This window comes from Sphingomonas sp. M6A6_1c, assembly GCF_053345135.1.
In genome coordinates this window covers 599,922-624,425 of record NZ_JBKEZO010000001.1, presented here as the reverse complement: position 1 = coordinate 624,425, position 24,504 = coordinate 599,922, and the positions used below count along the sequence as shown (strand labels likewise).

At 67.6% G+C, this 24,504-nt stretch carries 23 protein-coding genes; 16 read left to right on the top strand and 7 right to left on the bottom strand.

The annotated features are described in order from the left end of the window. Nucleotides 1-5: 5 nt before the first annotated feature. The 4 genes from pyrF to ACLBWH_RS02795 all read right to left on the bottom strand — a co-directional run bounded on the left by pyrF (nucleotide 6) and on the right by ACLBWH_RS02795 (nucleotide 4,238). Entirely contained in the window at nucleotides 6-677 is a 672-nt protein-coding gene (gene pyrF / locus ACLBWH_RS02810; RefSeq protein ID WP_322849406.1) for an orotidine-5'-phosphate decarboxylase, read from the bottom strand. After that, nucleotides 674-1,018 (bottom strand): lipopolysaccharide assembly protein LapA domain-containing protein, encoded by a 345-nt coding sequence (locus ACLBWH_RS02805; protein WP_322849405.1) that lies wholly within the window; start codon nucleotides 1,016-1,018, stop codon nucleotides 674-676. The genes pyrF and ACLBWH_RS02805 overlap by 4 nt, the downstream gene beginning before the upstream one ends. Nucleotides 1,019-1,236: 218 nt before the next feature. Then, nucleotides 1,237-3,531: a patatin-like protein gene (locus tag ACLBWH_RS02800; RefSeq protein ID WP_447796595.1), complete on the bottom strand. Its 2,295-nt coding sequence runs from the start codon at nucleotides 3,529-3,531 to the stop codon at nucleotides 1,237-1,239. Next, nucleotides 3,531-4,238, bottom strand: coding sequence for an endonuclease/exonuclease/phosphatase family protein (locus ACLBWH_RS02795; protein WP_447796593.1), 708 nt, complete (start codon nucleotides 4,236-4,238; stop codon nucleotides 3,531-3,533). Before ACLBWH_RS02795 ends, ACLBWH_RS02800 begins: the two co-directional genes overlap by 1 nt. A gap of 230 nt (nucleotides 4,239-4,468) precedes the next feature. Here ACLBWH_RS02795 and ACLBWH_RS02790 point away from each other — a divergent pair, with 230 nt between their 5' ends. From ACLBWH_RS02790 to ACLBWH_RS02770, 5 genes are all read left to right on the top strand, one after another. After that, nucleotides 4,469-5,215, top strand: coding sequence for a hypothetical protein (locus ACLBWH_RS02790; RefSeq protein ID WP_447796704.1), 747 nt, complete (start codon nucleotides 4,469-4,471; stop codon nucleotides 5,213-5,215). Between the two features lies 1 nt (nucleotide 5,216). Next, on the top strand, nucleotides 5,217-6,377 hold the full coding sequence (locus ACLBWH_RS02785; protein WP_447796592.1) for a M48 family metalloprotease: 1,161 nt from the start codon (nucleotides 5,217-5,219) through the stop codon (nucleotides 6,375-6,377). 9 nt (nucleotides 6,378-6,386) lie between these two features. Beyond that, nucleotides 6,387-6,986 carry a hypothetical protein gene (locus tag ACLBWH_RS02780; protein ID WP_447796590.1) on the top strand — a complete coding sequence of 200 codons (600 nt, stop codon included), beginning with the start codon at nucleotides 6,387-6,389 and terminating at the stop codon, nucleotides 6,984-6,986. Nucleotides 6,987-7,404: 418 nt separating this feature from the next. After that, nucleotides 7,405-7,986 carry an acyltransferase gene (locus tag ACLBWH_RS02775; protein ID WP_447796588.1) on the top strand — a complete coding sequence of 194 codons (582 nt, stop codon included), beginning with the start codon at nucleotides 7,405-7,407 and terminating at the stop codon, nucleotides 7,984-7,986. Between the two features lie 204 nt (nucleotides 7,987-8,190). Continuing rightward, a complete protein-coding gene (locus ACLBWH_RS02770) occupies nucleotides 8,191-8,460 on the top strand; it encodes a hypothetical protein (RefSeq protein WP_447796586.1) in 270 nt (89 codons plus the stop codon). A 75-nt stretch (nucleotides 8,461-8,535) separates the two neighbouring features. Here ACLBWH_RS02770 and ACLBWH_RS02765 read toward each other — a convergent pair whose 3' ends face one another. Next, nucleotides 8,536-8,778 carry a hypothetical protein gene (locus ACLBWH_RS02765; RefSeq protein ID WP_179508589.1) on the bottom strand — a complete coding sequence of 81 codons (243 nt, stop codon included), beginning with the start codon at nucleotides 8,776-8,778 and terminating at the stop codon, nucleotides 8,536-8,538. A gap of 456 nt (nucleotides 8,779-9,234) precedes the next feature. On the opposite strand from ACLBWH_RS02765, the gene galA reads away from it, so the two are divergent. Further along, complete coding sequence (gene galA, locus ACLBWH_RS02760) at nucleotides 9,235-11,700, top strand: beta-galactosidase GalA (protein ID WP_447796584.1); 2,466 nt, start codon at nucleotides 9,235-9,237, stop codon at nucleotides 11,698-11,700. A gap of 4 nt (nucleotides 11,701-11,704) precedes the next feature. Here the strand turns inward: galA and ACLBWH_RS02755 are convergent, their stop codons facing one another. Then, nucleotides 11,705-11,941 (bottom strand): hypothetical protein, encoded by a 237-nt coding sequence (locus tag ACLBWH_RS02755; RefSeq protein ID WP_322849396.1) that lies wholly within the window; start codon nucleotides 11,939-11,941, stop codon nucleotides 11,705-11,707. Beyond that, nucleotides 11,938-12,945 carry an SDR family oxidoreductase gene (locus ACLBWH_RS02750; protein ID WP_447796582.1) on the bottom strand — a complete coding sequence of 336 codons (1,008 nt, stop codon included), beginning with the start codon at nucleotides 12,943-12,945 and terminating at the stop codon, nucleotides 11,938-11,940. Before ACLBWH_RS02750 ends, ACLBWH_RS02755 begins: the two co-directional genes overlap by 4 nt. Before the next feature lie 99 nt (nucleotides 12,946-13,044). Between ACLBWH_RS02750 and ACLBWH_RS02745 the strand changes: the two genes are divergently transcribed. The 10 genes from ACLBWH_RS02745 to lpdA all read left to right on the top strand — a co-directional run bounded on the left by ACLBWH_RS02745 (nucleotide 13,045) and on the right by lpdA (nucleotide 24,502). Next, nucleotides 13,045-13,626: a ClpP family protease gene (locus tag ACLBWH_RS02745; RefSeq protein WP_322849394.1), complete on the top strand. Its 582-nt coding sequence runs from the start codon at nucleotides 13,045-13,047 to the stop codon at nucleotides 13,624-13,626. An 80-nt stretch (nucleotides 13,627-13,706) separates the two neighbouring features. Then, nucleotides 13,707-14,492, top strand: coding sequence for a succinate dehydrogenase iron-sulfur subunit (locus ACLBWH_RS02740; RefSeq protein ID WP_038659584.1), 786 nt, complete (start codon nucleotides 13,707-13,709; stop codon nucleotides 14,490-14,492). A gap of 10 nt (nucleotides 14,493-14,502) precedes the next feature. Next, entirely contained in the window at nucleotides 14,503-14,949 is a 447-nt protein-coding gene (locus ACLBWH_RS02735; RefSeq protein WP_322849393.1) for a PaaI family thioesterase, read from the top strand. Between the two features lie 120 nt (nucleotides 14,950-15,069). Continuing rightward, nucleotides 15,070-16,170, top strand: coding sequence for a cell division protein ZapE (gene zapE / locus ACLBWH_RS02730; protein WP_322849392.1), 1,101 nt, complete (start codon nucleotides 15,070-15,072; stop codon nucleotides 16,168-16,170). Nucleotides 16,171-16,301: 131 nt separating this feature from the next. Continuing rightward, a complete protein-coding gene (gene mdh, locus ACLBWH_RS02725) occupies nucleotides 16,302-17,264 on the top strand; it encodes a malate dehydrogenase (RefSeq protein WP_137899374.1) in 963 nt (320 codons plus the stop codon). A 48-nt stretch (nucleotides 17,265-17,312) separates the two neighbouring features. Further along, complete coding sequence (locus ACLBWH_RS02720; protein ID WP_447796578.1) at nucleotides 17,313-17,609, top strand: GIY-YIG nuclease family protein; 297 nt, start codon at nucleotides 17,313-17,315, stop codon at nucleotides 17,607-17,609. 58 nt (nucleotides 17,610-17,667) lie between these two features. After that, complete coding sequence (gene sucD / locus ACLBWH_RS02715; protein WP_293877422.1) at nucleotides 17,668-18,552, top strand: succinate--CoA ligase subunit alpha; 885 nt, start codon at nucleotides 17,668-17,670, stop codon at nucleotides 18,550-18,552. A gap of 156 nt (nucleotides 18,553-18,708) precedes the next feature. Beyond that, complete coding sequence (locus ACLBWH_RS02710) at nucleotides 18,709-21,681, top strand: 2-oxoglutarate dehydrogenase E1 component (RefSeq protein WP_447796576.1); 2,973 nt, start codon at nucleotides 18,709-18,711, stop codon at nucleotides 21,679-21,681. A gap of 47 nt (nucleotides 21,682-21,728) precedes the next feature. Further along, the gene (gene odhB / locus ACLBWH_RS02705) at nucleotides 21,729-22,973 is read left to right on the top strand and encodes a 2-oxoglutarate dehydrogenase complex dihydrolipoyllysine-residue succinyltransferase (RefSeq protein ID WP_447796575.1); all 1,245 of its coding nucleotides are present in this window, start codon (nucleotides 21,729-21,731) and stop codon (nucleotides 22,971-22,973) included. 128 nt (nucleotides 22,974-23,101) lie between these two features. Further along, the gene (lpdA, locus tag ACLBWH_RS02700; protein ID WP_447796573.1) at nucleotides 23,102-24,502 is read left to right on the top strand and encodes a dihydrolipoyl dehydrogenase; all 1,401 of its coding nucleotides are present in this window, start codon (nucleotides 23,102-23,104) and stop codon (nucleotides 24,500-24,502) included. The last annotated feature ends 2 nt before the right edge of the window (nucleotides 24,503-24,504 follow it).

Sequence of the window (24,504 nt, the reverse complement as noted above, 5' to 3'; positions counted from 1 at the left end):
GGGTCCTACAGCGTCGCGCCGATCGCGCGCGCGGCGGCGTCGGGGTCCTCCGCTTGGGTGATCGGGCGGCCGATGACGAGGATCGATGCGCCCGCGTCGAGCGCGGCGCGGGGGGTGACGACGCGCTTCTGGTCGCCGGTCGGACCGTCCGCGGGGCGGACGCCGGGGACGACGAAGAAGCCCTTGGGCCAGGCCTTCCGCGCCGCGGCGACTTCGGCGCCCGAGCAGACGATGCCGTCGATCCCCGCCTCATGCGCCAATTGGGTGAGGCGCAGGACCTGGTCGTGCGCGCTGCCGCCGATGCCGGTGGCGGCGAGGTCGCTCGCATCGAGGCTGGTCAGCATCGTCACCGCGACGACCTTGGTGTTGAGCGGCGCCGCCGCCTTGGCGTCCTCCAGCATCGCGCGGCCGCCGCTGGCGTGGACGGTCAGGATCGCGGGCTCGATCGGGCTGAGCGCCTGCACCGCCTTGGCGACGGTGTTGGGGATGTCGTGCAACTTCAGGTCGAGGAAGATCGGCAGGCCGAGGTCCGCCATCTCGCGCACGCCGGGCTGGCCGTGCGCGCAGAAGAATTCGAGGCCGAGCTTGATGCCGCCGATATGCGCGCGGGTGCGGGTGGCGATCGCCTTGGCGCGGGCGAGATCGGGGGTGTCGATGGCGACGTAGATCGGGCTCATGCCGGGCGTCCGTCGGTCGTCGGCTCGATGGGCGCGACCGGCTCGGGCGCGACCGGCGCGGGGGCGACCGGCACGGCGGGCATCACCGTCGTCGCGCGCTGGTCGACCAGCAGCCGTTCGCACGCCGCGAGCCGCTGGCGCAGCCGCCACCGCACCGTGCCGAGATACAGATAGGTCGGCAGGAAGCCGAGCAGGAAGGTGACGAGCAGCAGCAGCGGCAGGTTCACGTCGGCGATCAGCCCGCTCCACAGGTTGATCTGGACCCCGGTCCAATTGCCATAGGTGAACAGCGCCGCGACGAACGCGAGCAGAAACCAGAACAGGATCTTGAGGAACTGCATGCAACACTCCTGAGGAGCGCCGAAGGTAGCCGGGGCGCGCGCCGATGGCCAGAGGGGCCAGTCCTCCCCCGCAAGGGGGATGGGGACCGCCACCCGTCAGCGTGGTGGTGGAGGGCGAGGATGGGGCGGGAGATGGATGACGGACCTCCACCCTTTTCTCCTCCTCCGTCAGTGCTCCGCGCTGCCACCTTCCCCTTGCGGGGGAGGAACTTGGTGCGTCACCCCACCTCCACCCGCAGGCTCGCGATCAGCGCGGGGATCGCGGTCAGCCGCGGTTCTTCCTCGTCGAGGATCGCGCGGAAGGCGGCGCGTTTGATCGCGGCGACGCGGCCGGGCTTCATCCGCACCTGCGCGGGCAAGGTCGAGACGCAGATGTCGATCATCCGCTCGGCGCCGTGCAGCCGGCCCCACAGATAGTCGTTCTCGCGATAGGCGCGGCTGAAGAACGCGCCGAAGCTGTTGAACTGGATGCCCTTCAACGTCGCCTCGGCGCCGCCCGCCCGGATCGCGGTGGCGTCGTCGGGGGCGATGCGGTCGACCTTGATCGGGTCGAATTCGTCGAGTCCCTCGCCCTGCAGCAGCGGCAAAGTCGCGGTGTCGAAATAGGGGAAGCCGAGATAGGCGAGCAGCAACGCCCGCCGCGTCGGCCGGTCGAGCGTGGCGAAGGCGTGCGCCAGCCGCCCGTCGGTATCGCCGTCGAGCGTCGCAAGGTCCAGCGCGACGCCGAGCGCGTCGAGCAGCGGCGCGGCATCGCCGCTGCGAAGGCGGCGGACGTGATGGCCGAGTTCGGGATGCTGGTCGGCGCGCTGGCGGTCGAGATAGGCGGCGAGCGAGGCGTAGATCGCCTCGCGCATCGCGTTCGCCTCGCCCGCGGCACCGTCGTGCTGGCCCTCGATCTCCTCCAGCCGCCGCGCCATCAGCCGCAGCCGGCGGATGCGGAAGCCGAGGTCGAAGGTGCGCAGGAAATCGATCGTCGCCGCGCTCTCCTTGCCCGAGAAGCTCGGCGCCACCCCGCCGAAGCCGCGCTCGGCGATCGCCGCCTCGATGCTCGCGCGGATGCGGCGCCAGCGTTGCTGCCCGGGCTCGCCGCCGACCTGATAGAGCAGCCCGGTGATCGTCTCGACCACGCCGCTGAGCTTGAGATGGCCGTAAGCGGCGTAGCTGTAGCCGGCGCGCGTCGCCGCCGCGGTCTGCGCGCGCCGCCGCCACGCGACCAGCCGCGCCGGCGTCGGCCGGTTTAGGAACAAGGTGTGGCCGAAGAGCTGCTCGATCTCCTCCTCGACCGCGGGGCGCAGCGCGGTGACGATGCCGCGCATCCGGTCGATCCGCCCGGAGCGTTCGGCGAGCGCATCCAGATTGTCGCGGATCGGCTGCTGGCGCGGCAGGTCGCTCAGGGCGCCGAGGATCGTCTGGAAGAAACCGGGCTTCTCGCCGCCCGAGCCGAGCCGGATCTTGATGCCCGGCGAGGGGTCGATGTAGACGAAGCGGCGGTCGACCTCGCGCCGTGCCGGGCGTTCCTTGAGCGCGTCGATCGCCGGGCGGAACGGCGCGTTGGCGAGCACCGATCCGTCGATCAGCACCGCTTTGTCGACCTGGTTGGCGGCGAATTGGCGCGGCAACGCGCGCTTGAGGAAGGCGGCGCGTCCCGGCCAGTCGATCCCGCGCGCCGCCAGCACCTCGTCGAGTTCGCCGACGGTGAACGGCGGAAACGCGCCGGGGAAGCTCGACGTCGCGCGTGCCGCGAAGGCGAGGTCGGGCATCGCCCCGATCTCGCCGCCGCTGGCATGATCGGAGAAGCCGAGCACGACGCGATGCTCGGTCTCCATCACCTCGGGCGGCGAGTTGAGTCGCAGCCGTTCGGGATGGCCGGTGAAATCGGTGCAGGTGACGAACAGGTCGAGCGGCTGGCCGTCGGGCAGCAGCCGCGGCCCCGCCGCCGACCGCGCCATCGCCGCGAACGCGTCGAGCAGCAACCCGGTAAAGGTGGCGCCACCGAACGGCGGCTCGAACCAGCGCGAGCGCACGAAATGCGACAGCTTGGTGCGCACCTCGTCTTGCGTCGCGGCGTCGAGCGCCTCGACCTTGTCCTTGCTGCGCCCTGCCGCGACCCAGGCGAGCGGCAGCGCCCAGAGTTTGGAGAAGCGGCCCGCGGGCGCGGCATCGGGATCGATCAGCGCCTCGACGTCGGCGGAGGTCAGCCACAGGTCGGTGAGCGGTTCGAGACTCTGGCCCGAGGCGATCGCCTGCGCGAGGAAGATGCCGTTGATCCCGCCCGCCGAGGCGCCGGCGATGATGTCGGCGAGCACGCGCAGCCGGATATCCGCGAGCGCCTCGATCTCCTCGATCAACGCGGCATAGACCGTCTCGCTGCCGCCCGACGGCGCGTCACCGGCATGGAAGGCGCGGCTGGCGCGAACCAGATGCCACACCTCCTTGGTGATGCCGTGCATATAGACCGCGAGGCTGATCCCGCCGTAGCAGACCAATGCGATGCGCAGCTCCTTCTCGCGCATCAGGCTGGCGCCAGCGTCGCCCAGATCGGCAGGTGATCCGAGGTCTTGCGCGCCGCGGCGCTGGCATGGACGCCACATTCGGCGACCGTCAGCTCCTGCGACACCATGATCCGGTCGAGCCGCCCCACCGGCCGGCGCGCGTGGAAGCTCGGCCCGGTCGCCGCCATGCGATAGTCGCGGCTGAAGTCGCGCAGGCAGCCCGCCGCGGCGGTCCATTCGTTGAGGTCGCCCATCAGCACGGTCGGGTGGCGCAGCGTCGCCGTCTCGACATGCGCCATGATCGCCGCCGCCTGCCGCCTCCGCCACAGGCCCGACAGATCGAGATGCATGCCGACGACGCGCAGCATCCCGGCATGCGTCTCGATATCCGCCATCACCGCGCCGCGCGGTTCGAGCGAGGGCAGATGGATCGGCGCGCGCTCGACCACCCGTGCCGATTTGCGAACGAGGATGACGTTGCCGTGCCAGCCCATCGACAGCGCGCGCATGCCGAATTCGACCGGCTTCCAGTCGCTGTGCTCGTCGAGCAGATGCGACGGCAGCACCGATTCGCGCGTGCCGAAGCGTCGGTCCGCCTCCTGCAAGGCGATGACGTCGGCGTCGATTTCACGCAGCACCTCCAGCACCCGTTCCGGGTTGCGGCGACGGTCGAGACCGACGCCCTTGTGGATATTGTAGCTGGCGACTTTCAGGTGGCGGGAAACCATTGCGCGATCGTAACGCCCGTACGCCGATTTGGTGCCGATCCGACAATCGGTCGCGCAACGTCGGGGAAAATGCAATCCAGTCAATACATTGCTGAAATACACAACGAATTACCTATTATCTAGGAGAATAAAGCAAAACATCGATCGACCATAGCAGTTTCAAAAATACGGTCGTCGTGATACGATAAGTCTCCGAGTAGGACGGGGGTTCGATGACCGGGGGCGGTAACTTGCGGATTGTGCGGATCATTCTGGCGGGCTGTCTTCTGTTCGGAGCGTCGCCCGCGTCGGCGCAGGAGAAGTCCGGCATCAAACCGGGTTTCACGCTGGCGCCGGGGTCGGCGCATATCGTGCTGCTGCGGCCATCGATCCTGGTCGGTGCGCAATCAACTGCCGGAATGTTCGAACCCAATGCCGATTGGACCGCGCAGGCCCGCGACCTACTCGGCTCGGCGCTGCGCGCGGCGGAGCGGCAGCTCGGCAACGCGGTGACCGATTATGCCGATCCCGTCGGCGGCGGCGCCGACGCCGCGACGCTCGCCGAATATCAGGCGCTGTTCGACACGGTGGCGGCCTCGGTGATCGAATATCAGTTCTTCGCCGGCAACCGGCTGCCGACCAAGAAGCGCAAGGGCCAGTTCGACTGGAGCCTGGGGCCCGACGTCGCGAAGCTGCCCGGTCTCGCCGGCGCCGATTATGCGCTGTTCGTGTCGACCGAGGATCATTTCGGCTCGACAGCACGCAAGGTGTTGCAGGTCGTCGCCGCGCTTGCGCGGGTGCCGGTCACCGCCGGGGTCCATCGCGGGTTCGCCGGGCTGGTCGATCTGCGCACCGGCGATCTGGTATGGCTCAACGCCGATTGGCAGATGGGCGGCGACGTCCGCGACGCCGCGGGCGCGGCGAAGCGCGTCCGGCAGTTGCTCGCGGGCTTTCCAGGCAGGCCCGCCGCGCCGGTGACGGCCGCGGCGGTGCCCTGAGATGCGCCGCCCGATCGCCGCCGCGCTCGTCGTCGCGATGTCCGCCACGACGCCGGTGCGCGCCGCGTTCGACCCGACATGGGAGTTGCCGCCTTATGTCGCGGCCTATCAGCCGAGCGACATCGACGAGCGCGGCGCCTGGATGCTCGCCGACGACGAGGAGCGGCGGCTGCGCGATGCGCCGGACGTGATCCGCGATCCCGCGCTCAACACCTTCGTCCGCGGCGTCCTGTGTCGCACCGTCGGCGCCGATCGCTGCGACGCGATCCGGCTCTACATCGTGCGCATCCCGGCGTTCAACGCGACCACTTATGCCAACGGGATGATGACATTATGGTCGGGTGCGCTGCTGCGGCTGCGCAGCGAGGCCGAACTGGGGGCGATGCTCGGCCACGAATTCGGCCATTTCGAGCTGCGTCATTCCGTCGCGGACTTTCGCCATCGGCGCAGCGGCAACGACCTGCTCGCCTGGGCATCGATCCTCGGCGGCGGCTTCGCGTTGCAGGTGGCGACGGTCGGCGGCTTCTACCGGTTCGATCGCGCGCAGGAGAAGGCGGCGGACCTGCTCGGCCTGCGCTATCTCGCGGCGTCGCCCTATCCGGCATCGGCGGCGGCGGACATCTGGGTGCGGGTCATGGCGGAGACCGACGCGTCCGCGATCGGCCGCTATCGCAAGCCCGACCAGCGTTATACCGCCGGCTTCTTCGCGACGCATCCGACCGAGCTTACCCGCGCCACCTATCTGCGGGCCGCCGCGGCGCAGATCGGCGTCCACGGCGCGGACGAGGCGGCGCGATATCGCGCGGCGCTGGCGCCGTGGCTGCCGCGCCTGCTCGTCGACCAGATCAAGCTCAACGATTTCGGCGGCAGCGAATATCTGCTCGCGCAACTGGCGGCGGACGGTTGGACGACGCCGCTGCTCTTCGCGCGCGGCGAACTCTATCGCGAACGCGGCCATCCCCGTGATCTGGTGAGCGCCGCCGGCTTCTATCGCGACGCGATCGGCTACGGCGATGCGCCGCCCGAGGCGTATCGCGGTCTCGGCCTCGCGCTGCTGCGCGGCAACCAGGCCGAGCCCGGCAAGGCGGCGCTGCGCGACTATCTCCGCCGCAAGCCCGACGCGGGCGATGCGCCGCTGATCTCCACCCTGATCGCTTTATGAGGCTTGCCGATGACGTTGCGCCGCTCCACCTCCATCGCGCTCGCCGCCGTCGCGCTTGGTCTGGCGGTGCCGGTTCACGCCGGCAACACGCTGATCCCCGCGGGGCAGCGCGTCGCCGTCGCCGGATCGACGCTGACCGTCCAGCCCGACGCCGAATGGAACCGGCTCGCCGCGCGCCCCGGCCGTTATGCCGAACGCTGGACGATCGACGGCGCGCCGCTCGACGCGCTGACCTTCTATGGCGGCATCGCCGACGGCAAGACGCTGTTCCGCGAGGTCGATCGCAAGGCCCGGCCACTGCCGCGCGTGGCGGCGGCGATGCTGATCACCGACATCCCGACCTTGCTGGAGAACAGCTATCGCGTCGCGCTCGGCATCGCGGCGATGACGATCGAGCGCGTCGAGCCGGCGCGCTTCGCCGGCAATAACGGCGTGCATTTCACCTACAGCTATATCCGTTCGAACGAATCACTGCACCGCCGCGGCGAGGCGTTCGGCGCGATCATCCGCGGCCGCCTCTATCTGATCACCTACGAGGCCCCCGCGCTCCATTATTACGAACGCAGCGCCCCCGCGGCACGCCGCGTCGCCGAAAGCGCCAGGGTATGACGGACGCAGCGAGGCTCGCGCCGGTGCCCGATCGGTTTCGTCACCCCGAACCGGTCCCGTCGCCCGGCAGGCGCGCGATCGGCATGACCGCGCATCGGCGATCGGGCGGTGTAGCGCCGGAGAAGGGGGGTAGACTGACCAGCCCACCAGATACTGGGCGGGCGGGTCAGTCCGGTAATCCCTTTCATGGTCTTTCGGACCGCTCCTGCCTATACCGGGAGAAGGTTAACGCCGCGTTTCGCATCCCTCCGTGGGCGTGGAGCGACGCGCCAGATCATCGCTCGGGTACCAGAAAGGTCCGATCCCGATCGGACGGGGCATTTGACTAATGACAAAATGAGCCCGTCGCGTTAGGACAGCATTCGTGCCCGAGTTCCGTCGCAAGTGACGACGACCGTAGTGTGCCGGGAGACATAAGATGACCCAGGTTCGTTGGCGAAGAACGAAGCTGCGCGCCCTGATCCTGCGCATCCAGGGCTCCGTATTCATTTCCGACGCCTTGCGGCGGCGCCTGCTCAACTTCGCGGGCGCCCGGATTCACCCGACCGCCACCATCCGTCATTCATGCTGGCTCGACAGTGCCGATATCGTGATGGGGCCGGATGCGATGCTCAATTGCTTCGCCCGCTACGACGGCGCCGCGCCGTTGATCTTCGAGGCGGGGGCGCGGGTGTCGTCGGGCGTCACTTTCACCACCAGCACGCATCATCACACCGGTGACCCCAGGCGGCGCTCGTCGCCGGAGACGATCGATTCGCCGATCACGATCAAGGCGGGCAGCTGGGTGATGACCGACGTCACGATCAACCCCGGCGTAACGATCGGCGAAGGCTGCGAGATCGGCGCCAAGGCGATGGTGGTCGAGGATACCGAGCCAAACGGGCTGTACGTCAACATGGCCGGTCCCACCGGCGCCATCCGCGCCCGTCGGGTCAAGGACCTGCCCGTCCCCGACACCTCCGCCGCCGCGCCGGTGGTGCCGGCGACGAAGCGCGCCTGACGCCCGCCGCCGGCCGCGATCGCGGCGAACGGCGGCCTTGCGCGGGGCGGAGCGAAGCCGCGTGGCGCGAGTTGACCTGTTTCGGAACGGGATTCCGCCGTAAGTCGCTATGGCGATTGCGGTTGCTCGCAAGCGTCCCGACCGGCATGTCTGTACCACGCCCTGCCGGCGGGCTCGTCAACTCCCGGGCCGGCAGGGCGCCCGATGGGGCGCTTGAGAATGTATTGGGAACATCTTTCCGCAAGCGATGCCCTGATCCTCGCCGCGATCGCGGTGGTGATCGCCAGCCTCTATCTCGCACTCCGCTACGACCGGCGCCTGCAACGGCGGCGCGCCGCCGAATGGCACGATGCCTATTTTCGTCGCGGCGGGCTGGTCCGCACGCTGATGGCGCGATGGGGCCGCGGCCCGGCGCGCCTGACCGACCAGCGTGAGGACGCGTCGCGGCCGCAGTCACAACAAAGGGGGCCGTAGCCCCCTTTGCGAGCGCCCGTGGCGCTGCCGTGACCGGCAGCCGTGCGCGAAAGCGACGACCGCGGACAGCGGATCTTAGTTGCTGTCGGCCTTGCCGTCGTCCGAAGCGACGGCGACGATGCCGGCTGCCACGGCGGCGACCGCCAGCACGGCGATGATCACGCCGCCACCGGCGAGCTCGTTCTTCTTGGCCGAGGTCGAACCGGTGCGCACCGACTTGGCGACCGACAGGCTCGCAGCGGGGTTGGCCGGTGCCGCAGCGACCGGTGCAGCGACGAGGGCCGTGGCGGCAACGGCGGTGAGGTACTTACGAATCACGCTAATCTCCTATTGTAGGGTTACCCCTCGGCCATCCCTGGCACGAGGAGGCTACCATTGGGTTAATGCGGCCGATTTTGCAATCTCGGGCGCCGCGCGCGCCGGTGTCGCCACCCGTCGGACCCGCCCCGTAAAATGTTCGCGCAGGCTCCCATGATCTTCATCTAAAGCAGGCAAATACAACGGCTTGATCAAAGAAATATCGATGTTCCTGGACGGGCCCTGCGTGGACGCCCTGATACAAATCCACCCACGGCACTGACGTCTGACAGGCATTGCGGACCCGACAAAGGGCATGTCGGCAAGCCGCTGTAATCGTGGCAGAACATTGCCCCAGCTCCCATCGAAGGGGCCGTCGTAAGCGCGAAGTTAAGGAAGCTGGTATCGTATAATATATTTGACGGCGTAAAGGCGGCATGTTGGAATGGCCTCCTAACCACCTTGGAAGGATGCCTCTTGAGCCACCCGCACCGCCGCGCGCTCCTGAAGACCGGCGGCGCCTCCGCCGTCGCGGCGCTGCTACCCGTCGCACCTCCCGCCGCCGCGGCGGCGCCCACGTCGAGCCCGCGCATCGTCGAGCCGCTCGACGCCGACTGGCGCTTCCATCTCGGCCACGCCAGCGATCCCGCCAAGGACTTCGGCTTCGGCCGCAGCCACGACACCTATGCCAAATCCGGCGACGCCGGCACGCCCGCCGCCGAGGCCAAGTTCGACGCCAGGGATTGGGCGACCGTGTCGCTGCCGCACGATTGGGCGGTCGACCTGCCGTTCGAGAAGTTCGGCGCGCCCGGCAGCGACGAGGACAAGACCGGCGCCTATCAGGGCTTCAAGCCGCTCGGCCGGATGTGGCCGGCGACCAGCGTCGGCTGGTACCGCCGCATCATCAAGCTGACCCCGGACGACGCCGGGCGCCGCCTGCTGCTCCAGTTCGACGGCGTATCGCGCGACTGCCTCGTCATCCTCAACGGCTTCATCGTCGGATCGAACGAGAGCGGCTATACGCCCTTCGAGATCGACGTCACCGACTTCGCCAAGCCGGGCGAGGACAATGTGCTGCTCGTCCGCTGCGACGTCAGCCTCGGCGAAGCCTGGTCCTATGAAGGCGCCGGCCTCTACCGCCACGCGCGGCTGGTCAAGACCGCGCCGGTCCACGTCCGGCAATGGGGCGCGACCGTCCGCACCACGATCGCCGCGGCGGGCGCACAGGTCGCGATCGCCACCGAGATCGCGAACGACGGCCCCGCCACGACCGTGCGACTGCGCTCGACGATCGCCGGGCCGGACGGGCGCGTGCTCGCGCGGCTGACCTCCGACCCCCTCGCGCTGCCCGCCTGGGGCGAGACGATCGCCGAGCAGCAGACGCTGCTCGCCGATCCCGCGCTCTGGTCGCTGGAGACGCCGCAACTCCACACGCTGACCAGCGAAATCCTGATCGACGACGCCGCGGTCGACCGTGACGAGACGCACTTCGGCATCCGCACGATCCGCTTCGATCCCGATCGCGGTTTCTTCCTCAACGACCGTCCGGTGAAGATCAAGGGCACCTGCAACCATCAGGATCATGCCGGCGTCGGCTTCGCGGTGCCCGACAGCCTGCACGTCTGGCGGCTCGAACAGCTTAAGGCGATGGGGTCCAATGCCTATCGCTCGACGCACCACGCGCCCCCGCCCGCGGTGCTCGACGCCTGCGACCGGCTCGGCATCCTCGTGATGAGCGAGACGCGGCAGATGTCGAGCAATGCCGAGGGCCTGTCGCAACTCGATCGCGTCGTGCGGCAGGGGCGCAACCACCCCAGCGTCTTCATCTGGAGCATCGGCAACGAGGAGATCCACCGCGGCACCGAAAACGGCGCCCGCATCGCCGAGACGATGAAGCGCCGCGTCTACGCGCTCGACGGCACCCGCCCCGTCACCGAGGCGTTCAACGGCAGGCTGGGGCAGGGCGCATCGCGCGTGCTCGACGTGATGGGCTGCAATTATTATCTGACCGAGATCGACGGCTTCCACGCCAAGCATCCGACCGTGCCGATGATCGGCACCGAGACGGGCAGCACGGTGATGACCCGCGGCGAATATGCCCGCAACGACAAGGAAGGGCTGGTTCCCGCCTACGACCGGGACTTTCCCGTCTGGGCGACCACCGCCGAAACATGGTGGTCCTTCTACGACGCGCGGCCGTTCCTCGCCGGCGGCTTCGTCTGGACCGGATTCGACTATCGCGGCGAGCCGACGCCGTTCGAACGCTGGCCGGAGAATGTCTCGCATTTCGGCCAGATGGACCTGTGCGGCCTCCCCAAGGACAATTATCATTATTACCGGGCATGGTGGGGATCGGAGCCGGTGCTGCACCTCTTCCCGCACTGGAACTGGCCGGGCCGCGAGGGGCAGGCGGTCGCGGTCTGGGTGCACAGCAATTGCGAGGCGGTCGAATTGTTCGTCAACGGCCGCAGCCTCGGACGGCAGACGGTGGCGCGTAACACGCATCTCGCGTGGCAGGTGCCCTACGAGCCGGGTCGGATCACCGCGCACGGCTTTCGCGGCGGTCGGCGCATCCTGACCGCCGAGCGGCAGACGACCGGTGCGCCAGCGCGGATCGGCCTGTCGAGCGACCGGCGGCAGCTCGCGCCGGGGGAGGTCGCGGTGGTCCGCGCCGCCATCCTCGATGCCGAGCGTCGCGAGGTGCCGACCGCCAGCAACCGTATCGCCTTCGCGCTGACCGGCGATGCCGTGCTGCTCGGCGTCGGCAACGGCGATCCGCGCAGTCTGGAACCCGATCACGCAACGACGCGATCGGCGTTCAACGGCTTGGCGATGGCGCTGATCCAGGCGGGGCCGAAGGGCGGCCCGATCCGCCTTGAAGCCCGCGGCGAGGGCCTTGCCCCGACGATGCTGGCGCTGATCGGGAGCGCGGACCGGGGCTAGCGCCTCAGCCGGTCAGCCGCGCCGCCAGTCCGCGGATCGCCTGCCCGGCGAACACCGCGACCGGTTCCCCATCCACTTCCACCGCGCGTTCGGGCCGCAGCACCGCGTCATTCTGCAACCCGTTGTCCAGCGCCAGCCACGCCCGCACCGCATCGGCGAGGTTGGTCACTTCGGGAACCTCGTTGCCGCCGCGATCGACGTTGGCGAGGACCGCGCTCATCTGCCATTCGATGTCGCTCATGCCGCATCCTTCCGACGATAGAGAAACGCTCCGGCACCTATCGCCGCGGCCGCGATCAGCGTCTTGGTCAGCCCCGAACGCTTCGCCGCGGCGGTATACAGGCTGGTCTGCCGCGCCGCCGGATGCTCGCCCGAATGGACGCGACCGGTATCGGTGGTGGTGAACAGATTGCTGGGCGCGGGCTGCTCTTTCTTCGGATCGACGAACATCGTCGCCGCCAGCGGCGCGAGCCGGTCGAACAACGTAGGGAAATGCGCCGCGAACAAGGCCTGCGCGCGGCCCGCGCCGCCGACGGTGATGTCGCGCTTGGCATGCGTCGCGCAGAACAGGATCGCGTCCGCGACCAGCTCGGGCGCATAGACCGGCGGCGGGATCTGCGCCTCGCCGGGCTCGTGATTGGCGGCATGCTGCGCGATCGGCGTGTCGATCCCCGCCGGCTTGACCAGAGTCACCTGGATCGGCACGCCGTCGCTGGCCAGCTCCATCCGCAGCGCGTCGATATAGGCCTTGGTCGCGTGCTTGCTCGCGGCATAAGCGCCCATGATCGGGCTCGGCATATCCGACGCGACCGACCCGACCGTGATCAGCGTACCGCGCGACGTGGTCAGATACGGGATCGCGGCGAGGCAGCCATGGACGGTGCCGAAATAATTGGTCCGGAACAGCTGGCGATGCTCGTCGTCGGGCAGCTCGACCAATTTGCCGTAGATCGCGGTGCCGGCATCGTTGACCCAGGTGTCGATCCGCCCGAACCGCTGGTTGGCATGCGCCGCCGCGGCGCGGATCGCATCCGCATCGCCGATGTCGGCGGCATAAGCGTCCGCCGTCCCGCCCGCCGCGACGATGCCCTGCACCGCGTCGCGCAACGCCGCCTCGTCGCGCGCGACCAGCAGCACCCTGGCACCGCGCTCCGCCGCCATCCGCGCGGTGACGAGGCCGATTCCGGAACTTGCCCCGGTGATCACGATCACCTGCTCGGAAAGGGGCTTGAGCGCTGGTTTCATGGAGCAATCTTTCATCGGGTCGCGCCACAAGCGCCCCAGCACCGCAGCGGGTTCCGCGATGGTTGGGAACCTCGACCGATCACAAGGGTTCGCCGCGGCATGACCGACTTCGCCCGTGAAAACGTCGCCAGCAAATACCCTTTGCTCGCCTTCCCGCACATCCAGCTCCACGGCACCGTGGACGACATGATGTACGCCCGCTTCAAGACGCAGCTCGCCGAAGCGCCGCAGGACGGACCGCTCGTCGTCTCGATCACGACGCTCGGCGGCGACCCCGAGATGGGCCGCGCGATGGGCGACGACATCCAGTTGCTGCGCGATTACACCGGCCGCGAGACCTTGTTCCTCGGCAAGGTCGCGGTCTATTCCGCCGGCGCCACCTTCATGGCGGCCTTCCCGGTCGAGAAGCGCTTCCTCACCCGCGGCACCCGGCTGATGCTGCACGAGCGGCTGATGACCAGCACGGTCCAGCTCTCCGGCCCGCTCACCACCTTGCCTGCGGTGCTCAAGGCCAAGCTCCACGAGATCGAGGAGTCGATCAAGATCCAGGAAGAGGGCTTCCGCGAGATCGTCCGCGGCTCGTCGGTGACGCTGGACGAGCTGCGCAGCAAGGCGCCATCCAATTGGTATATCGAGGCCGAGGAGGCGCGGCAGCGCGGTCTTGTTCTTGATGTGATCTGATCGCGACCTATCTCTCGGGGGTTGCACTCGCCCGACGAAAGGCATAGCCGCAACGCAGCATATAGAGGAGCGTTGCGGCGATGGCCGAGTTCACCCTGCCCAAGAACAGCAAGGTCAAGGCGAAGGGCAAGGTTCATAAAGCGACCGGTGACGCGCAGCGCATCAAGACCTTCAAGGTCTATCGCTACGATCCCGATACCGCCGAGAACCCGCGTTACGACACGTTCGAGATCAACCTCGACGAATGCGGTCCGATGGTGCTCGACGCGCTGATCAAGATGAAGGCGGAGCAGGATTCCTCGCTTACCTTCCGGCGGTCGTGCCGCGAGGGCATCTGCGGTTCGTGTTCGATGAACATCGACGGCCGCAACGGTCTCGCCTGCACCACCGCGATCGAGGACGTGAAGGGCGAGGTGAAGATCACGCCGCTTCCGGCGATGGACGTCATCAAGGACCTCGTCCCCGACTTCACGCATTTCTACGCGCAATACAGCTCGATCAAGCCGTGGATGCAGACGGTCAGCCCGCCCCCCTCGGGCAAGGAGCGGTTGCAGTCGCCGGAGGATCGCGCGAAGCTCGATGGCCTCTACGAGTGCATCCTGTGTGCCTGCTGCTCGACGTCCTGCCCGAGCTATTGGTGGAACGCCGACAAGTTCCTGGGGCCGGCGATCCTGCTCCAGGCCTATCGCTGGCTCGCCGACAGCCGCGACGAGATGACCGGCGAGCGGCTCGACCAGCTCGAGGATCCGTTCCGCCTGTATCGCTGCCACACGATCATGAACTGTGCGAACACCTGCCCGAAGGGTCTCAACCCCGCCAAGGCGATCGCCGAGATCAAGAAGATGGAAGCCGAGCGCATCCTGTAAGGCGGGGGGCGTGACGGAGTCCCCGGCCTTCGTCGATGACGACGACCCGGACCTGCCCGGCTGGACGCGCTGGCAGGTCCGGGACGTGTCCCGCTTCAACGCCTTCATCGAGCCGCTGCATGTCCGCGTCGAGGGCGAGATCGCCCGCGTCCGCATGCTGCCCAGGCGATACCATTCCAATATGCGCGACAACGTCCACGGCGGCGCACTGCTCGGCTTCATGGATGTCGCGCTGTTCGCCGCGTCGCGCGCGTTCGGCGTACTCGGGGCAGGCGGCGCTGTGACGGTCGATCTGTCGGCGCAGTTCATCGATGGCGGCGCGATCGACGTGCCGCTGGAAGCGCGCATCGAGTTGCTGCGTGAAACCGGCCGGATGCTCTTCCTGCGCGGGCTCGTCGTGCAGGAGGCGCGAACGATCGCGAGCTTCACCGGCACGCTGCGCAAGGCCGCCGCCTGACCCCGACCATTCACCGATCGCACCCGCCCTCGGCATCTCTCCCCTCGCGATCGGCGAGGGCGGGGGCGCCACGCCTATAATTGCAGGATAGGGCGCCCCACGGCGCCGCAGGAACATCGCATGACCAAAGTCCTCAACGCCTATGACGCGCTCGTCGCCGCCGGGGAGCTTCGCCCCGACGCCGAGCAGCGCGCCGCCGCCACCCGCCTCGACGAACTCGCCGCCGCGCTCGAAGCGCCGCGCAAGAAGAGCCTGTTCGGCCGCCTCACCGGGCGCGGCGGCGGCACGCCGCGCGGCGTGTACATGTTCGGCGATGTCGGCCGCGGCAAGTCGATGATGATGGACCTGTTCTTCGCCAACGTCGCCGTCGGCAAGAAGCGCCGCGTGCATTTCTCGGAGTTCATGCTCGAAGTGCACGGCCGCATCGCGATCGAGCGCCGCAAGGAGGCCGGCGACCCCATCGCCCCCGTCGCCGCCGCGCTCGCCGAGGAGACGCGGCTGCTCGCCTTCGACGAGATGATGGTCACCAACTCGCCCGACGCGATGATCCTCAGCCGCCTGTTCACCGCCTTGCTCGAAGCCGGCGTGACGATGGTCACCACCTCCAACCGCGCACCCGCCGATCTCTACAAGAACGGGCTCAACCGCGAGCATTTCCTGCCCTTCATCGCGCTGATCGAAAGCCGCCTCGATGTGGTGACCCTGAACGGCCCGATCGATTATCGCCGCGACCGGCTGGGTCAGCAGAACACCTGGCTCGTCCCCAACGGCGCGGAGGCGACGCGGAACCTCTCCGCCGCCTTCTTCCGCCTGACCGATCACGAGGTGACCGAGCCGATCCCGTCGGAGGATATCGCAATACAGGGCCGCACGCTCCACGTCCCAAAGACGTTGAAAGGCGTCGCCGTCTTCTCGTTCAAGAAGCTGTGCGGCGAGGCGCGCGGTGCTGCCGACTATATCGCGGTGGCGCGCCGTTATCATACGGTGATCCTTGTCGGCATCCCGCGGCTCGGCCCGGAGAACCGCAACGAGGCGGCGCGCTTCGTCGCGCTGATCGACGCGCTATACGAGCATAAGGTCAAGCTGCTCGCCGCTGCCGATGCCGAGCCGGATGCGCTGTATCCGGCAGGCGACGGCAGGTTCGAATTCCAGCGGACGGTCAGTCGGCTGGAGGAAATGCGCTCCGAGGACTACCTCGCGCAGGGCCATGGCGCAGCTTAATGCAGTTGCGAACCATTATCATATAAACTCTTAACCGATGGCGTTTATCGGTTGCCGGGCGCGCAAAACGGGCGTAGTCGGCGTGGCCAATCACGCCCCGCCCCGAATTGGGGCCAACGGAGATGGATTGGATGGCTCGCAAGAAGATCGCGCTGATCGGCGCCGGTAACATCGGCGGCACGCTCGCGCACCTCGCGGCTTTGAAGGGTCTTGGCGACATCGTGCTGTTCGACGTCGTCGAAGGCGTGCCGCAGGGCAAGGCGCTCGACCTCAGCCAGTGCGGCCCGGTCGAAGGCTTCGATGCCAAGATCACCGGCTCGAACGATTATGCCGACATCGCCGGCGCCGACGTCATCATCGTCACCGCCGGTGTCGCGCGCAAGCCCGGCATGAGCCGCGACGATCTGCTCGGCATCAACCTCAAGGTGATGAAGGCGGTCGGCGAGGGCATCAAGGCCAACGCCCCCGACGCCTTCGTGATCTGCATCACCAACCCGCTCGACGCGATGGTCTGGGCGCTGCGCGAATTCTCGGGTCTGCCGCACAACAAGGTGGTCGGCATGGCCGGCGTGCTCGACTCGGCACGCTTCAGCCACTTCCTCGCCGACGAGTTCCAGGTTTCGGTCAAGGACGTCACCAGCTTCGTGCTCGGCGGCCATGGCGACACGATGGTCCCGGTCATCTCCTATTCGACCGTCTCGGGCATCCCGGTTCCCGACCTGATCAAGATGGGTCGCTCGACGCAAGACAAGATCGACGCGATCGTCAAGCGCACGCGGGGCGGCGGCGGCGAGATCGTGGGCCTGCTCAAGACCGGCTCGGCCTATTACGCCCCGGCGACCAGCGGCATCGCGATGGCCGAGGCCTATCTCTACGACCAGAAGCGCGTCCTGCCCGCGGCGGCCTATGTCGACGGCCAATATGGCGTGAACGACCTCTATGTCGGCGTGCCGGTGGTGATCGGTGCCGGCGGCGTCGAGCAGATCGTCGAGATCGCGCTCGACGACGAAGCGAAGGCGAACCTCACCGTCTCGGTCGATGCGGTCAAGGAACTGCTCGAGGCGTGCAAGGGCATCGATAGCTCGCTGAACTAACAGGCTGTTCCCCGGCGAAGGCCGGGGTCCAGTTGGGAGAACCCCAAGGTGGATAAGCCCGGCTACGTCTACATCATGGCAAGCGGGCGCTACGGCACCATCTACATCGGCGTGACCAGCGATCTCCCCAAACGGGTTTGGGAGCATCGCGAAGGGATCGTCGAGGGGTTCACCAAAAGATACGGTTGCAAGTGGCTCGTATGGTACGAGGCACACGACAGCATCGAAGCTGCTCGCCAGCGCGAACTGCAGATGAAGGAATGGAAACGGGCCTGGAAGGTGAAAGAGATCGAAGGGATGAACCCGAGTTGGGATGATCTGTTCGAAACGCTGTCGCCAAACTGATCCGCTTTCCCAACTGGGCCCCGGCCTTCGCCGGGGAACAATGAGGAAGAGAACCTAGATGAGCATCCTCGTCAACAAGAACACCAAGGTCATCACCCAGGGCATGACCGGCGAAACCGGCAGCTTCCACACCAAGGCGGCGCTGGAATATGGCACGCAGATGGTCGGCGGCGTGACGCCGGGCAAGGGTGGGACCGAGCATCTCGGCCTGCCGGTCTACAACACCGTCGCCGAAGCCAAGTCGAAGACCGGCGCGGATGCGTCGGTGATCTACGTGCCGCCGCCCTTCGCGGCCGATTCGATCCTCGAGGCGATCGATGCCGAGATCCCGCTGATCGTCGCGATCACCGAAGGTATCCCGGTGCTCGACATGGTCCGCGTCAAGCGCGCGCTGTCGGGCTCCAAGTCGCGGCTGATCGGGCCGAACTGCCCGGGCGTGCTGACGCCGGGCGAATGCAAGATCGGCATCATGCCGGGCTCGATCTTCAAGCAGGGGTCGGTCGGCGTCGTGTCGCGCTCGGGCACGCTGACCTATGAGGCGGTGTTCCAGACCTCGAACGCCGGGCTCGGCCAGACCACCGCGGTCGGCATCGGCGGCGATCCGGTCAACGGCACCAATTTCATCGATGTGCTCGAACTGTTCCTCGCCGACGAGGCGACCCAGTCGATCATCATGATCGGCGAGATCGGCGGCGATGCCGAGGAGCAGGCCGCGCAGTTCCTGATCGACGAGGCCAAGCGTGGCCGCAAGAAGCCGATGGCCGGCTTCATCGCGGGCCGCACCGCGCCTCCGGGCCGTCGCATGGGCCACGCCGGCGCGATTGTGTCGGGCGGCAAGGGCGACGCCGAGAGCAAGATCGCGGCAATGGAAGCCGCCGGCATCAAGGTCGCGGCGAGCCCGTCGGAATTGGGCTCGACGCTGCTGGAAGTGCTGAACGGCTGACACGATATCTCCCTCTCCCGCCGGGAGAGGGAGGGAGCCGTCCGAAGGACGGCGGAAGGGTGAGGGCGACGTGCCACACTCGCCCTCATCCTCCCACCCGCTGACGCGGGCGGGCCCCTCCTTCTCCCGATGGGAGAAGGGTAAAGGAAGAAGACCATGGGCTACGAAGGTCAGGATTTCAGCGACATCGCATCCGGCGTGTCGCCTGCGTTCATCGAAGCGCTCTACGCCAAATATCAGGCCGACCAATCGTCGGTCGATCTCGGCTGGCGTGGCTTCTTCGAGGGTCTCGAGGCGGGCACCGGTGGCCCGAGTTGGACCAACAAGCGCTGGCCTTTATCGACCACCGACGACCTGACCGCGGGCCTCGACCCGACGCAGATGGAGCCGGCGCCCAAGCCCGCCAAGGGCGGCAAGCCCGTCGCGGCGCCTGCGGCCGCCCCGTCCAAGGACGACGTTATCAAGGCGGCAGGCGACGCGATCCGCGCGCAGATGCTGGTCCGCACCTATCGCGTTCGCGGCCATCTCGCCGCCAACCTCGATCCGCTCGGCCGGTCGAATCGCGACATGCCCGAGGATCTGCGTACCGAATATCACGGCTTCACCGATGCCGATCTCGACCGGCCGATCTACCTCGGCGGCACGCTCGGCTTCGAATGGGCGACCGTGCGCGAGCTGGTCGACACGCTGCGCCGCAATTATTGCGGCAACGTCGGCCTCGAATATATGCATATCGTCGACGTCGAGGAGCGCCGCTTCCTGCAGGACCGCATGGAGGGCAAGGACAAGGCGATCGAGTTCAGCACCGACGGCAAGCGCGCCATCCTCAGCAAGGTCATCGAGGCCGAGCAGTGGGAGAAGTTCCTCGGCAAGAAGTATGTCGGGACCAAGCGCTTCGGCCTCGACGGCGGCGAGAGCATGATCCCGGCGCTCGAAAGCGTCATCAAATACGGCGGCCAGGCCGGCGTGCGTGAGATGGTGTTCGGCATGGCGCATCGCGGCCGGCTCAACGTCCTCGCCAACGTCATGGCGAAGCCGCTGCGCGTCATCTTCCACGAATTTGCCGGCGGCTCGGCCAACCCCGACGAGATCGGCGGGTCGGGCGACGTCAAATATCACCTCGGCACCTCCACCGACCGCGAGTTCGACGGTCACAAGGTGCATATGTCGCTGGTCGCCAATCCGTCGCACCTCGAGGCGGCCGATCCGGTCGTGCTCGGCAAGACCCGCGCGATTCAGACGCTGGCCAACGACCTGACCGATCACGTGGCCTCGCTGCCGGTGCTGATCCACGGCGACGCGGCGTTCGCGGGGCAGGGGATCGTCTGGGAATGCCTCGGCTTCTCGGGCATCCGCGGCTACAACACCGGCGGCTGCGTTCACTTCATCATCAACAACCAGGTCGGCTTCACGACGTCGCCGCAATTCGCGCGCTCGTCGCCCTATCCGTCCGACGTGGCGAAGGGCGTGCAGGCGCCAGTCTTCCACGTCAACGGTGACGATCCCGAGGCGGTGACCTTCGCCACCAAGATGGCGATCGAATTCCGCCAGAAGTTCCACCGCGACATCGTCATCGACATGTGGTGCTACCGCCGCTTCGGCCATAACGAAGGCGACGAGCCCGGCTTCACCCAGCCGCTGATGTACAATGTCATCCGCCAGCACCCGGGCGTCAGCGAGATCTACGCCAAGCGCCTGATCTCCGAAGGCGTGATCGACCAGGCGTGGCTGGACGACAAGGTCCACCAGTTCACCACCCTGCTGGAAGGCGAGTTCGAGGCGGGCGCGAGCTACAAGCCGAACAAGGCGGACTGGTTCGCCGGCCGCTGGTCGGGCCTGTCGGCGCCGACCGACGGCGGCAGCGAGCGCCGCAACGTCGAGACGGGGATCGAGCTCAAGCTGTTCGACGCGCTCGGCCGCACGCTGACGACGGTGCCGGAGGGCATCCAGATCCACAAGACGCTGTCGCGCGTGATCGATGCCAAACGCCAGATGTTCAAGACCGGCGAGAATTTCGACTGGGCGACGGGTGAGGCCTTGGCCTTCGGCTCGCTGCTGTCGGAGGGCTATGGCGTCCGCCTGTCGGGTCAGGATTCGGGCCGCGGCACCTTCTCGCAGCGCCACGCCGTCTGGGTCGACCAGACCGACGAGCATAAATACGTACCGCTGACCACCGTCGAGCACGGCCGGTTCGAAGTGCTCGACAGCCCGCTCTCCGAATATGGCGTGCTCGGTTTCGAATATGGCTATGCGCTCGCCGACCCGAAGACGCTGGTGATGTGGGAGGCGCAGTTCGGCGATTTCGTCAACGGCGCGCAGATCATGATCGACCAGTTCATCACCAGCGGCGAATCCAAATGGCTGCGCGCCAACGGCCTCGTGATGCTGCTGCCGCACGGCTACGAAGGGCAGGGGCCCGAGCATAGCTCGGCACGTCCCGAGCGCTTCCTCCAGTCGTGCGCGCAGGATAATATCCAGGTCGCCAATTGCACCACGCCGGCGAACTATTTCCACCTGCTGCGCCGGCAGATGCATCGCAACTTCCGTAAACCGCTCATCGTGATGACGCCCAAGTCGCTGCTCCGCCACAAATTGGCGGTGTCGGCTGCGGCCGACTTCCAGGGCGACAGCCACTTCAAGCGCATCCTGTCCGACACCAACGGTGCGGCGGATGCCGAGACGAAGCGGCTGGTGCTGTGCACCGGCAAGGTCGCCTACGATCTGATCGAGGCGCGCAACGCCGCCGGCGATACCGGGACGCAGATCGTTCGCGTCGAGCAGCTCTATCCGTTCCCCGGCGACGCGCTCGCCCGCCGGATCGCGCGGATGCCGCAGCTCGAGGATGTCGTCTGGGCGCAGGAAGAGCCGAAGAACAACGGCTATTGGTTCTTCGTCGAGCCGCTGATCGAGGAATCGCTCAAGGCCGCCGATTGCGCGGTCAAGCGGCCGCGCTATGCCGGCCGTCAGGCCTCCGCCTCGCCGGCGACCGGCCTGATGAAGCGTCACACCGCCGAACAGGGTGCGCTGGTCGCCGATGCGCTCGGCCACAACGTCCGCGAGGAAATCCGCCGCACCCGCAGCGAGGGTTCGACGACGACCGCCCGGCCGACCCAGTCCCCCAGCAGCTAACAACGTTCCCCGATTGAGACCCCTCCGCGGGGAGAAGGATGCAAGAGATGGCAACCGAAGTTACCGTGCCCGTTCTGGGTGAATCGATCACCGAAGCCACCGTCGGCGAATGGCTCAAGCAGCCCGGCGACCCCGTCAAGGTCGACGAGCCGATCGCCAGCCTCGAAACCGACAAGGTCTCGGTCGAGGTGCCCTCGCCGGTCGCCGGGGTGATGGGCCAGCATGCGGTCAAGGTCGGCGACACGGTCGAGGTCGGCGCGATGCTCGCGACGATCGAGGCGGGTGACGGCGCGGCCGCCGCTCCGGCAGCCACGCCCGCTCCCGCGGCGGCTCCGGCTCCCGCCGCCGCGCCGGCACCGACCGCCGCGCCGGCGCCCGCCGCGCAGCCTGAAGCGTCGAGCGATTCGCCCGCGGCGCTGTCGCCGTCGGTGCGTCGTGCGGTGCTCGAATATGGCCTCGATCCGTCGTCGATCACCGGCACCGGCAAGGACGGCCGCATCACCAAGGAAGACGTCGCCGCCGCCGCCGCGTCGAAGCCCGCGACGCAGGCCCCCGCCGCCGCGCCGGTCCCCGCCGCTGCCGCCACGGGCGGTCGCAAGGAAGAGCGCGTCAAGATGACGCGCCTGCGCCAGACGATCGCCAAGCGCCTCAAGGAAGCGCAGAACACCGCCGCGATGCTGACGACGTTCAACGACGTCGACATGACCGCGGTGATCGAGGCGCGCGCCAAGTACAAGGATCTCTTCGAGAAGAAGCACGGCGTCCGCCTCGGCTTCATGGGCTTCTTCGTGAAGGCCGCGACGATGGCGCTGAAGGACATCCCGTCGGTCAACGCCTCGATCGAGGGCGACGAGATCGTCTATCACGATTATGCCGATATCTCGGTCGCGGTCAGCGCGCCGAACGGCCTTGTCGTGCCGGTGATCCGCGACGCGCAGGACCTGACCGTCGCCGGCATCGAGAAGACGATCGGCGACTTCGGCCGCCGCGCCAAGGACGGCACGCTCAAGATGGACGAGATGAAGGGCGGTACCTTCACCATCTCCAACGGCGGCGTGTTCGGCTCGCTGATGTCGACCCCGATCATCAACCCGCCGCAGGCGGCGGTGCTCGGCCTGCATCGCATCGAGGAGCGCCCCGTGGTGGTCGGCGGCCAGGTCGTCGTGCGCCCGATGATGTACCTCGCTTTGTCCTACGATCACCGCCTGATCGACGGCCGCGAGGCGGTGACCTTCCTCGTCGCGCTCAAGAACGCGATCGAGGACCCGACCCGCATCCTGATCGACCTGTAAGAGGCCGAACACCAACTCACCCCGGCGAAAGCCGGGGCCCAGTTGGGAAGGCGGCGGTGACGAAGCGCCACGCTCTTCCCATATGTCCCCCAACTGGACCCCGGCCTGCGCCGGGGAGGAGACCTGAAATGGCTGACGAACAGCAATACGACTATGACGTCCTCGTGATCGGTGCCGGCCCCGGCGGCTATGTCGCCGCGATCCGCGCCGCGCAGCTCGGGCTCAAGACCGCCTGCGCCGAGAGCCGCGAGACGCTCGGCGGCACCTGCCTCAACGTCGGCTGCATTCCGTCGAAGGCGATGCTGCACGCGTCCGAATTCTTCGATGCCGCCTCGAACGGTACGATGGCCAAGATGGGCATTAAGGTCACCGCCGAGCTCGATCTCGACACGATGCACGGCCAGCGCCGCGATGCGGTCAACCAGCTGACCGGCGGCATCGAATATCTGTTCAAGAAGAACAAGGTCGAATGGCTCAAGGGTCGCGCCAGCTTCACCGGCAAGGACAGCGTCGAGATCGACGGTAAGGCCGTCCGCGCCAAGAACATCGTCATCGCCACCGGCTCGTCTGTCACGCCGCTGCCCGGCGTCACCGTCGACCAGAAGGTGATCGTCGACAGCACCGGCGCGCTGGAACTCGCCAAGGTGCCGCAGCATCTCGTCGTCATCGGTGGCGGCGTGATCGGCCTAGAGCTCGGCAGCGTCTGGCGCCGGCTCGGTGCGAAGGTCACCGTCGTCGAATATCTCGACCAGATCCTGCCCGGCTTCGACGGCGACGTCCGCAAGGAAGCGCAGAAGATCTTCAAGAAGCAGGGTTTCGAATTCAAGCTGTCGACCAAGGTCACCGGCGTCGCGGTCAACGGCGATGCCGCGACGCTGACCGTCGAGCCTGCCGCCGGCGGCGAGGCGCAGACGATCGAGGCCGACGTGGTGCTGCTCGCGATCGGTCGCAAGCCGAATACCGACGGCCTCAACCTCGAAGCCGCCGGCCTTTCGGTCAACGCGCGTGGCCAGGTCGAGATCGACCATGATTTCGCCACCAGCGTGCCCGGCATCTGGGCGATCGGCGACGTCGCGCCGGGCCTGATGCTCGCGCACAAGGCCGAGGACGAAGGCATTGCGGTCGCCGAGAACATCGCCGGCCTGACCGGCATCGTGAATCACGACATCATCCCGAGCGTCGTCTACACGCTGCCCGAATTCGCCGGCGTCGGCCTCACCGAGGAAGCCGCCAAGGCGAAGGGCGAGATCAAGGTCGGCAAGTTCCCGATGATGGCCAACAGCCGCGCCAAGACCAATCACGAGCCCGACGGCTTCGTGAAGATCATCGCCGACGCCAAGACCGATCGCGTCGTCGGCGTCTGGGCGATCGCCAGCGTCGCCGGCACGATGATCGCGCAGGCCGCGCAGGCGATGGAGTTCGGCGCGACGTCGGAGGATATCGCCTACACCTGCCACGCCCACCCAACGCATTCCGAGGCGATGAAGGAAGCGGCGATGGCGGTGACCGGCAAGCCGATCCACATCTGATC

What these genes read in the sequence shown, in the direction of transcription:
- odhB (WP_447796575.1), top strand. Translation starts at nt 21,729, where the DNA reads ATGGCAACCGAAGTTACCGTGCCCGTTCTGGGTGAATCGATCACCGAA.
- ACLBWH_RS02775 (WP_447796588.1), top strand. Translation starts at nt 7,405, where the DNA reads ATGACCCAGGTTCGTTGGCGAAGAACGAAGCTGCGCGCCCTGATCCTG.
- ACLBWH_RS02800 (WP_447796595.1), bottom strand. Translation starts at nt 3,531, where the DNA reads ATGCGCGAGAAGGAGCTGCGCATCGCATTGGTCTGCTACGGCGGGATC.
- mdh (WP_137899374.1), top strand. Translation starts at nt 16,302, where the DNA reads ATGGCTCGCAAGAAGATCGCGCTGATCGGCGCCGGTAACATCGGCGGC.
- pyrF (WP_322849406.1), bottom strand. Translation starts at nt 677, where the DNA reads ATGAGCCCGATCTACGTCGCCATCGACACCCCCGATCTCGCCCGCGCC.
- ACLBWH_RS02805 (WP_322849405.1), bottom strand. Translation starts at nt 1,018, where the DNA reads ATGCAGTTCCTCAAGATCCTGTTCTGGTTTCTGCTCGCGTTCGTCGCG.
- ACLBWH_RS02755 (WP_322849396.1), bottom strand. Translation starts at nt 11,941, where the DNA reads ATGAGCGACATCGAATGGCAGATGAGCGCGGTCCTCGCCAACGTCGAT.
- ACLBWH_RS02750 (WP_447796582.1), bottom strand. Translation starts at nt 12,945, where the DNA reads ATGAAACCAGCGCTCAAGCCCCTTTCCGAGCAGGTGATCGTGATCACC.
- ACLBWH_RS02780 (WP_447796590.1), top strand. Translation starts at nt 6,387, where the DNA reads ATGACGTTGCGCCGCTCCACCTCCATCGCGCTCGCCGCCGTCGCGCTT.
- ACLBWH_RS02795 (WP_447796593.1), bottom strand. Translation starts at nt 4,238, where the DNA reads ATGGTTTCCCGCCACCTGAAAGTCGCCAGCTACAATATCCACAAGGGC.
- ACLBWH_RS02745 (WP_322849394.1), top strand. Translation starts at nt 13,045, where the DNA reads ATGACCGACTTCGCCCGTGAAAACGTCGCCAGCAAATACCCTTTGCTC.
- sucD (WP_293877422.1), top strand. Translation starts at nt 17,668, where the DNA reads ATGAGCATCCTCGTCAACAAGAACACCAAGGTCATCACCCAGGGCATG.
- ACLBWH_RS02770 (WP_447796586.1), top strand. Translation starts at nt 8,191, where the DNA reads ATGGGGCGCTTGAGAATGTATTGGGAACATCTTTCCGCAAGCGATGCC.
- zapE (WP_322849392.1), top strand. Translation starts at nt 15,070, where the DNA reads ATGACCAAAGTCCTCAACGCCTATGACGCGCTCGTCGCCGCCGGGGAG.
- ACLBWH_RS02710 (WP_447796576.1), top strand. Translation starts at nt 18,709, where the DNA reads ATGGGCTACGAAGGTCAGGATTTCAGCGACATCGCATCCGGCGTGTCG.
- ACLBWH_RS02740 (WP_038659584.1), top strand. Translation starts at nt 13,707, where the DNA reads ATGGCCGAGTTCACCCTGCCCAAGAACAGCAAGGTCAAGGCGAAGGGC.
- ACLBWH_RS02785 (WP_447796592.1), top strand. Translation starts at nt 5,217, where the DNA reads ATGCGCCGCCCGATCGCCGCCGCGCTCGTCGTCGCGATGTCCGCCACG.
- lpdA (WP_447796573.1), top strand. Translation starts at nt 23,102, where the DNA reads ATGGCTGACGAACAGCAATACGACTATGACGTCCTCGTGATCGGTGCC.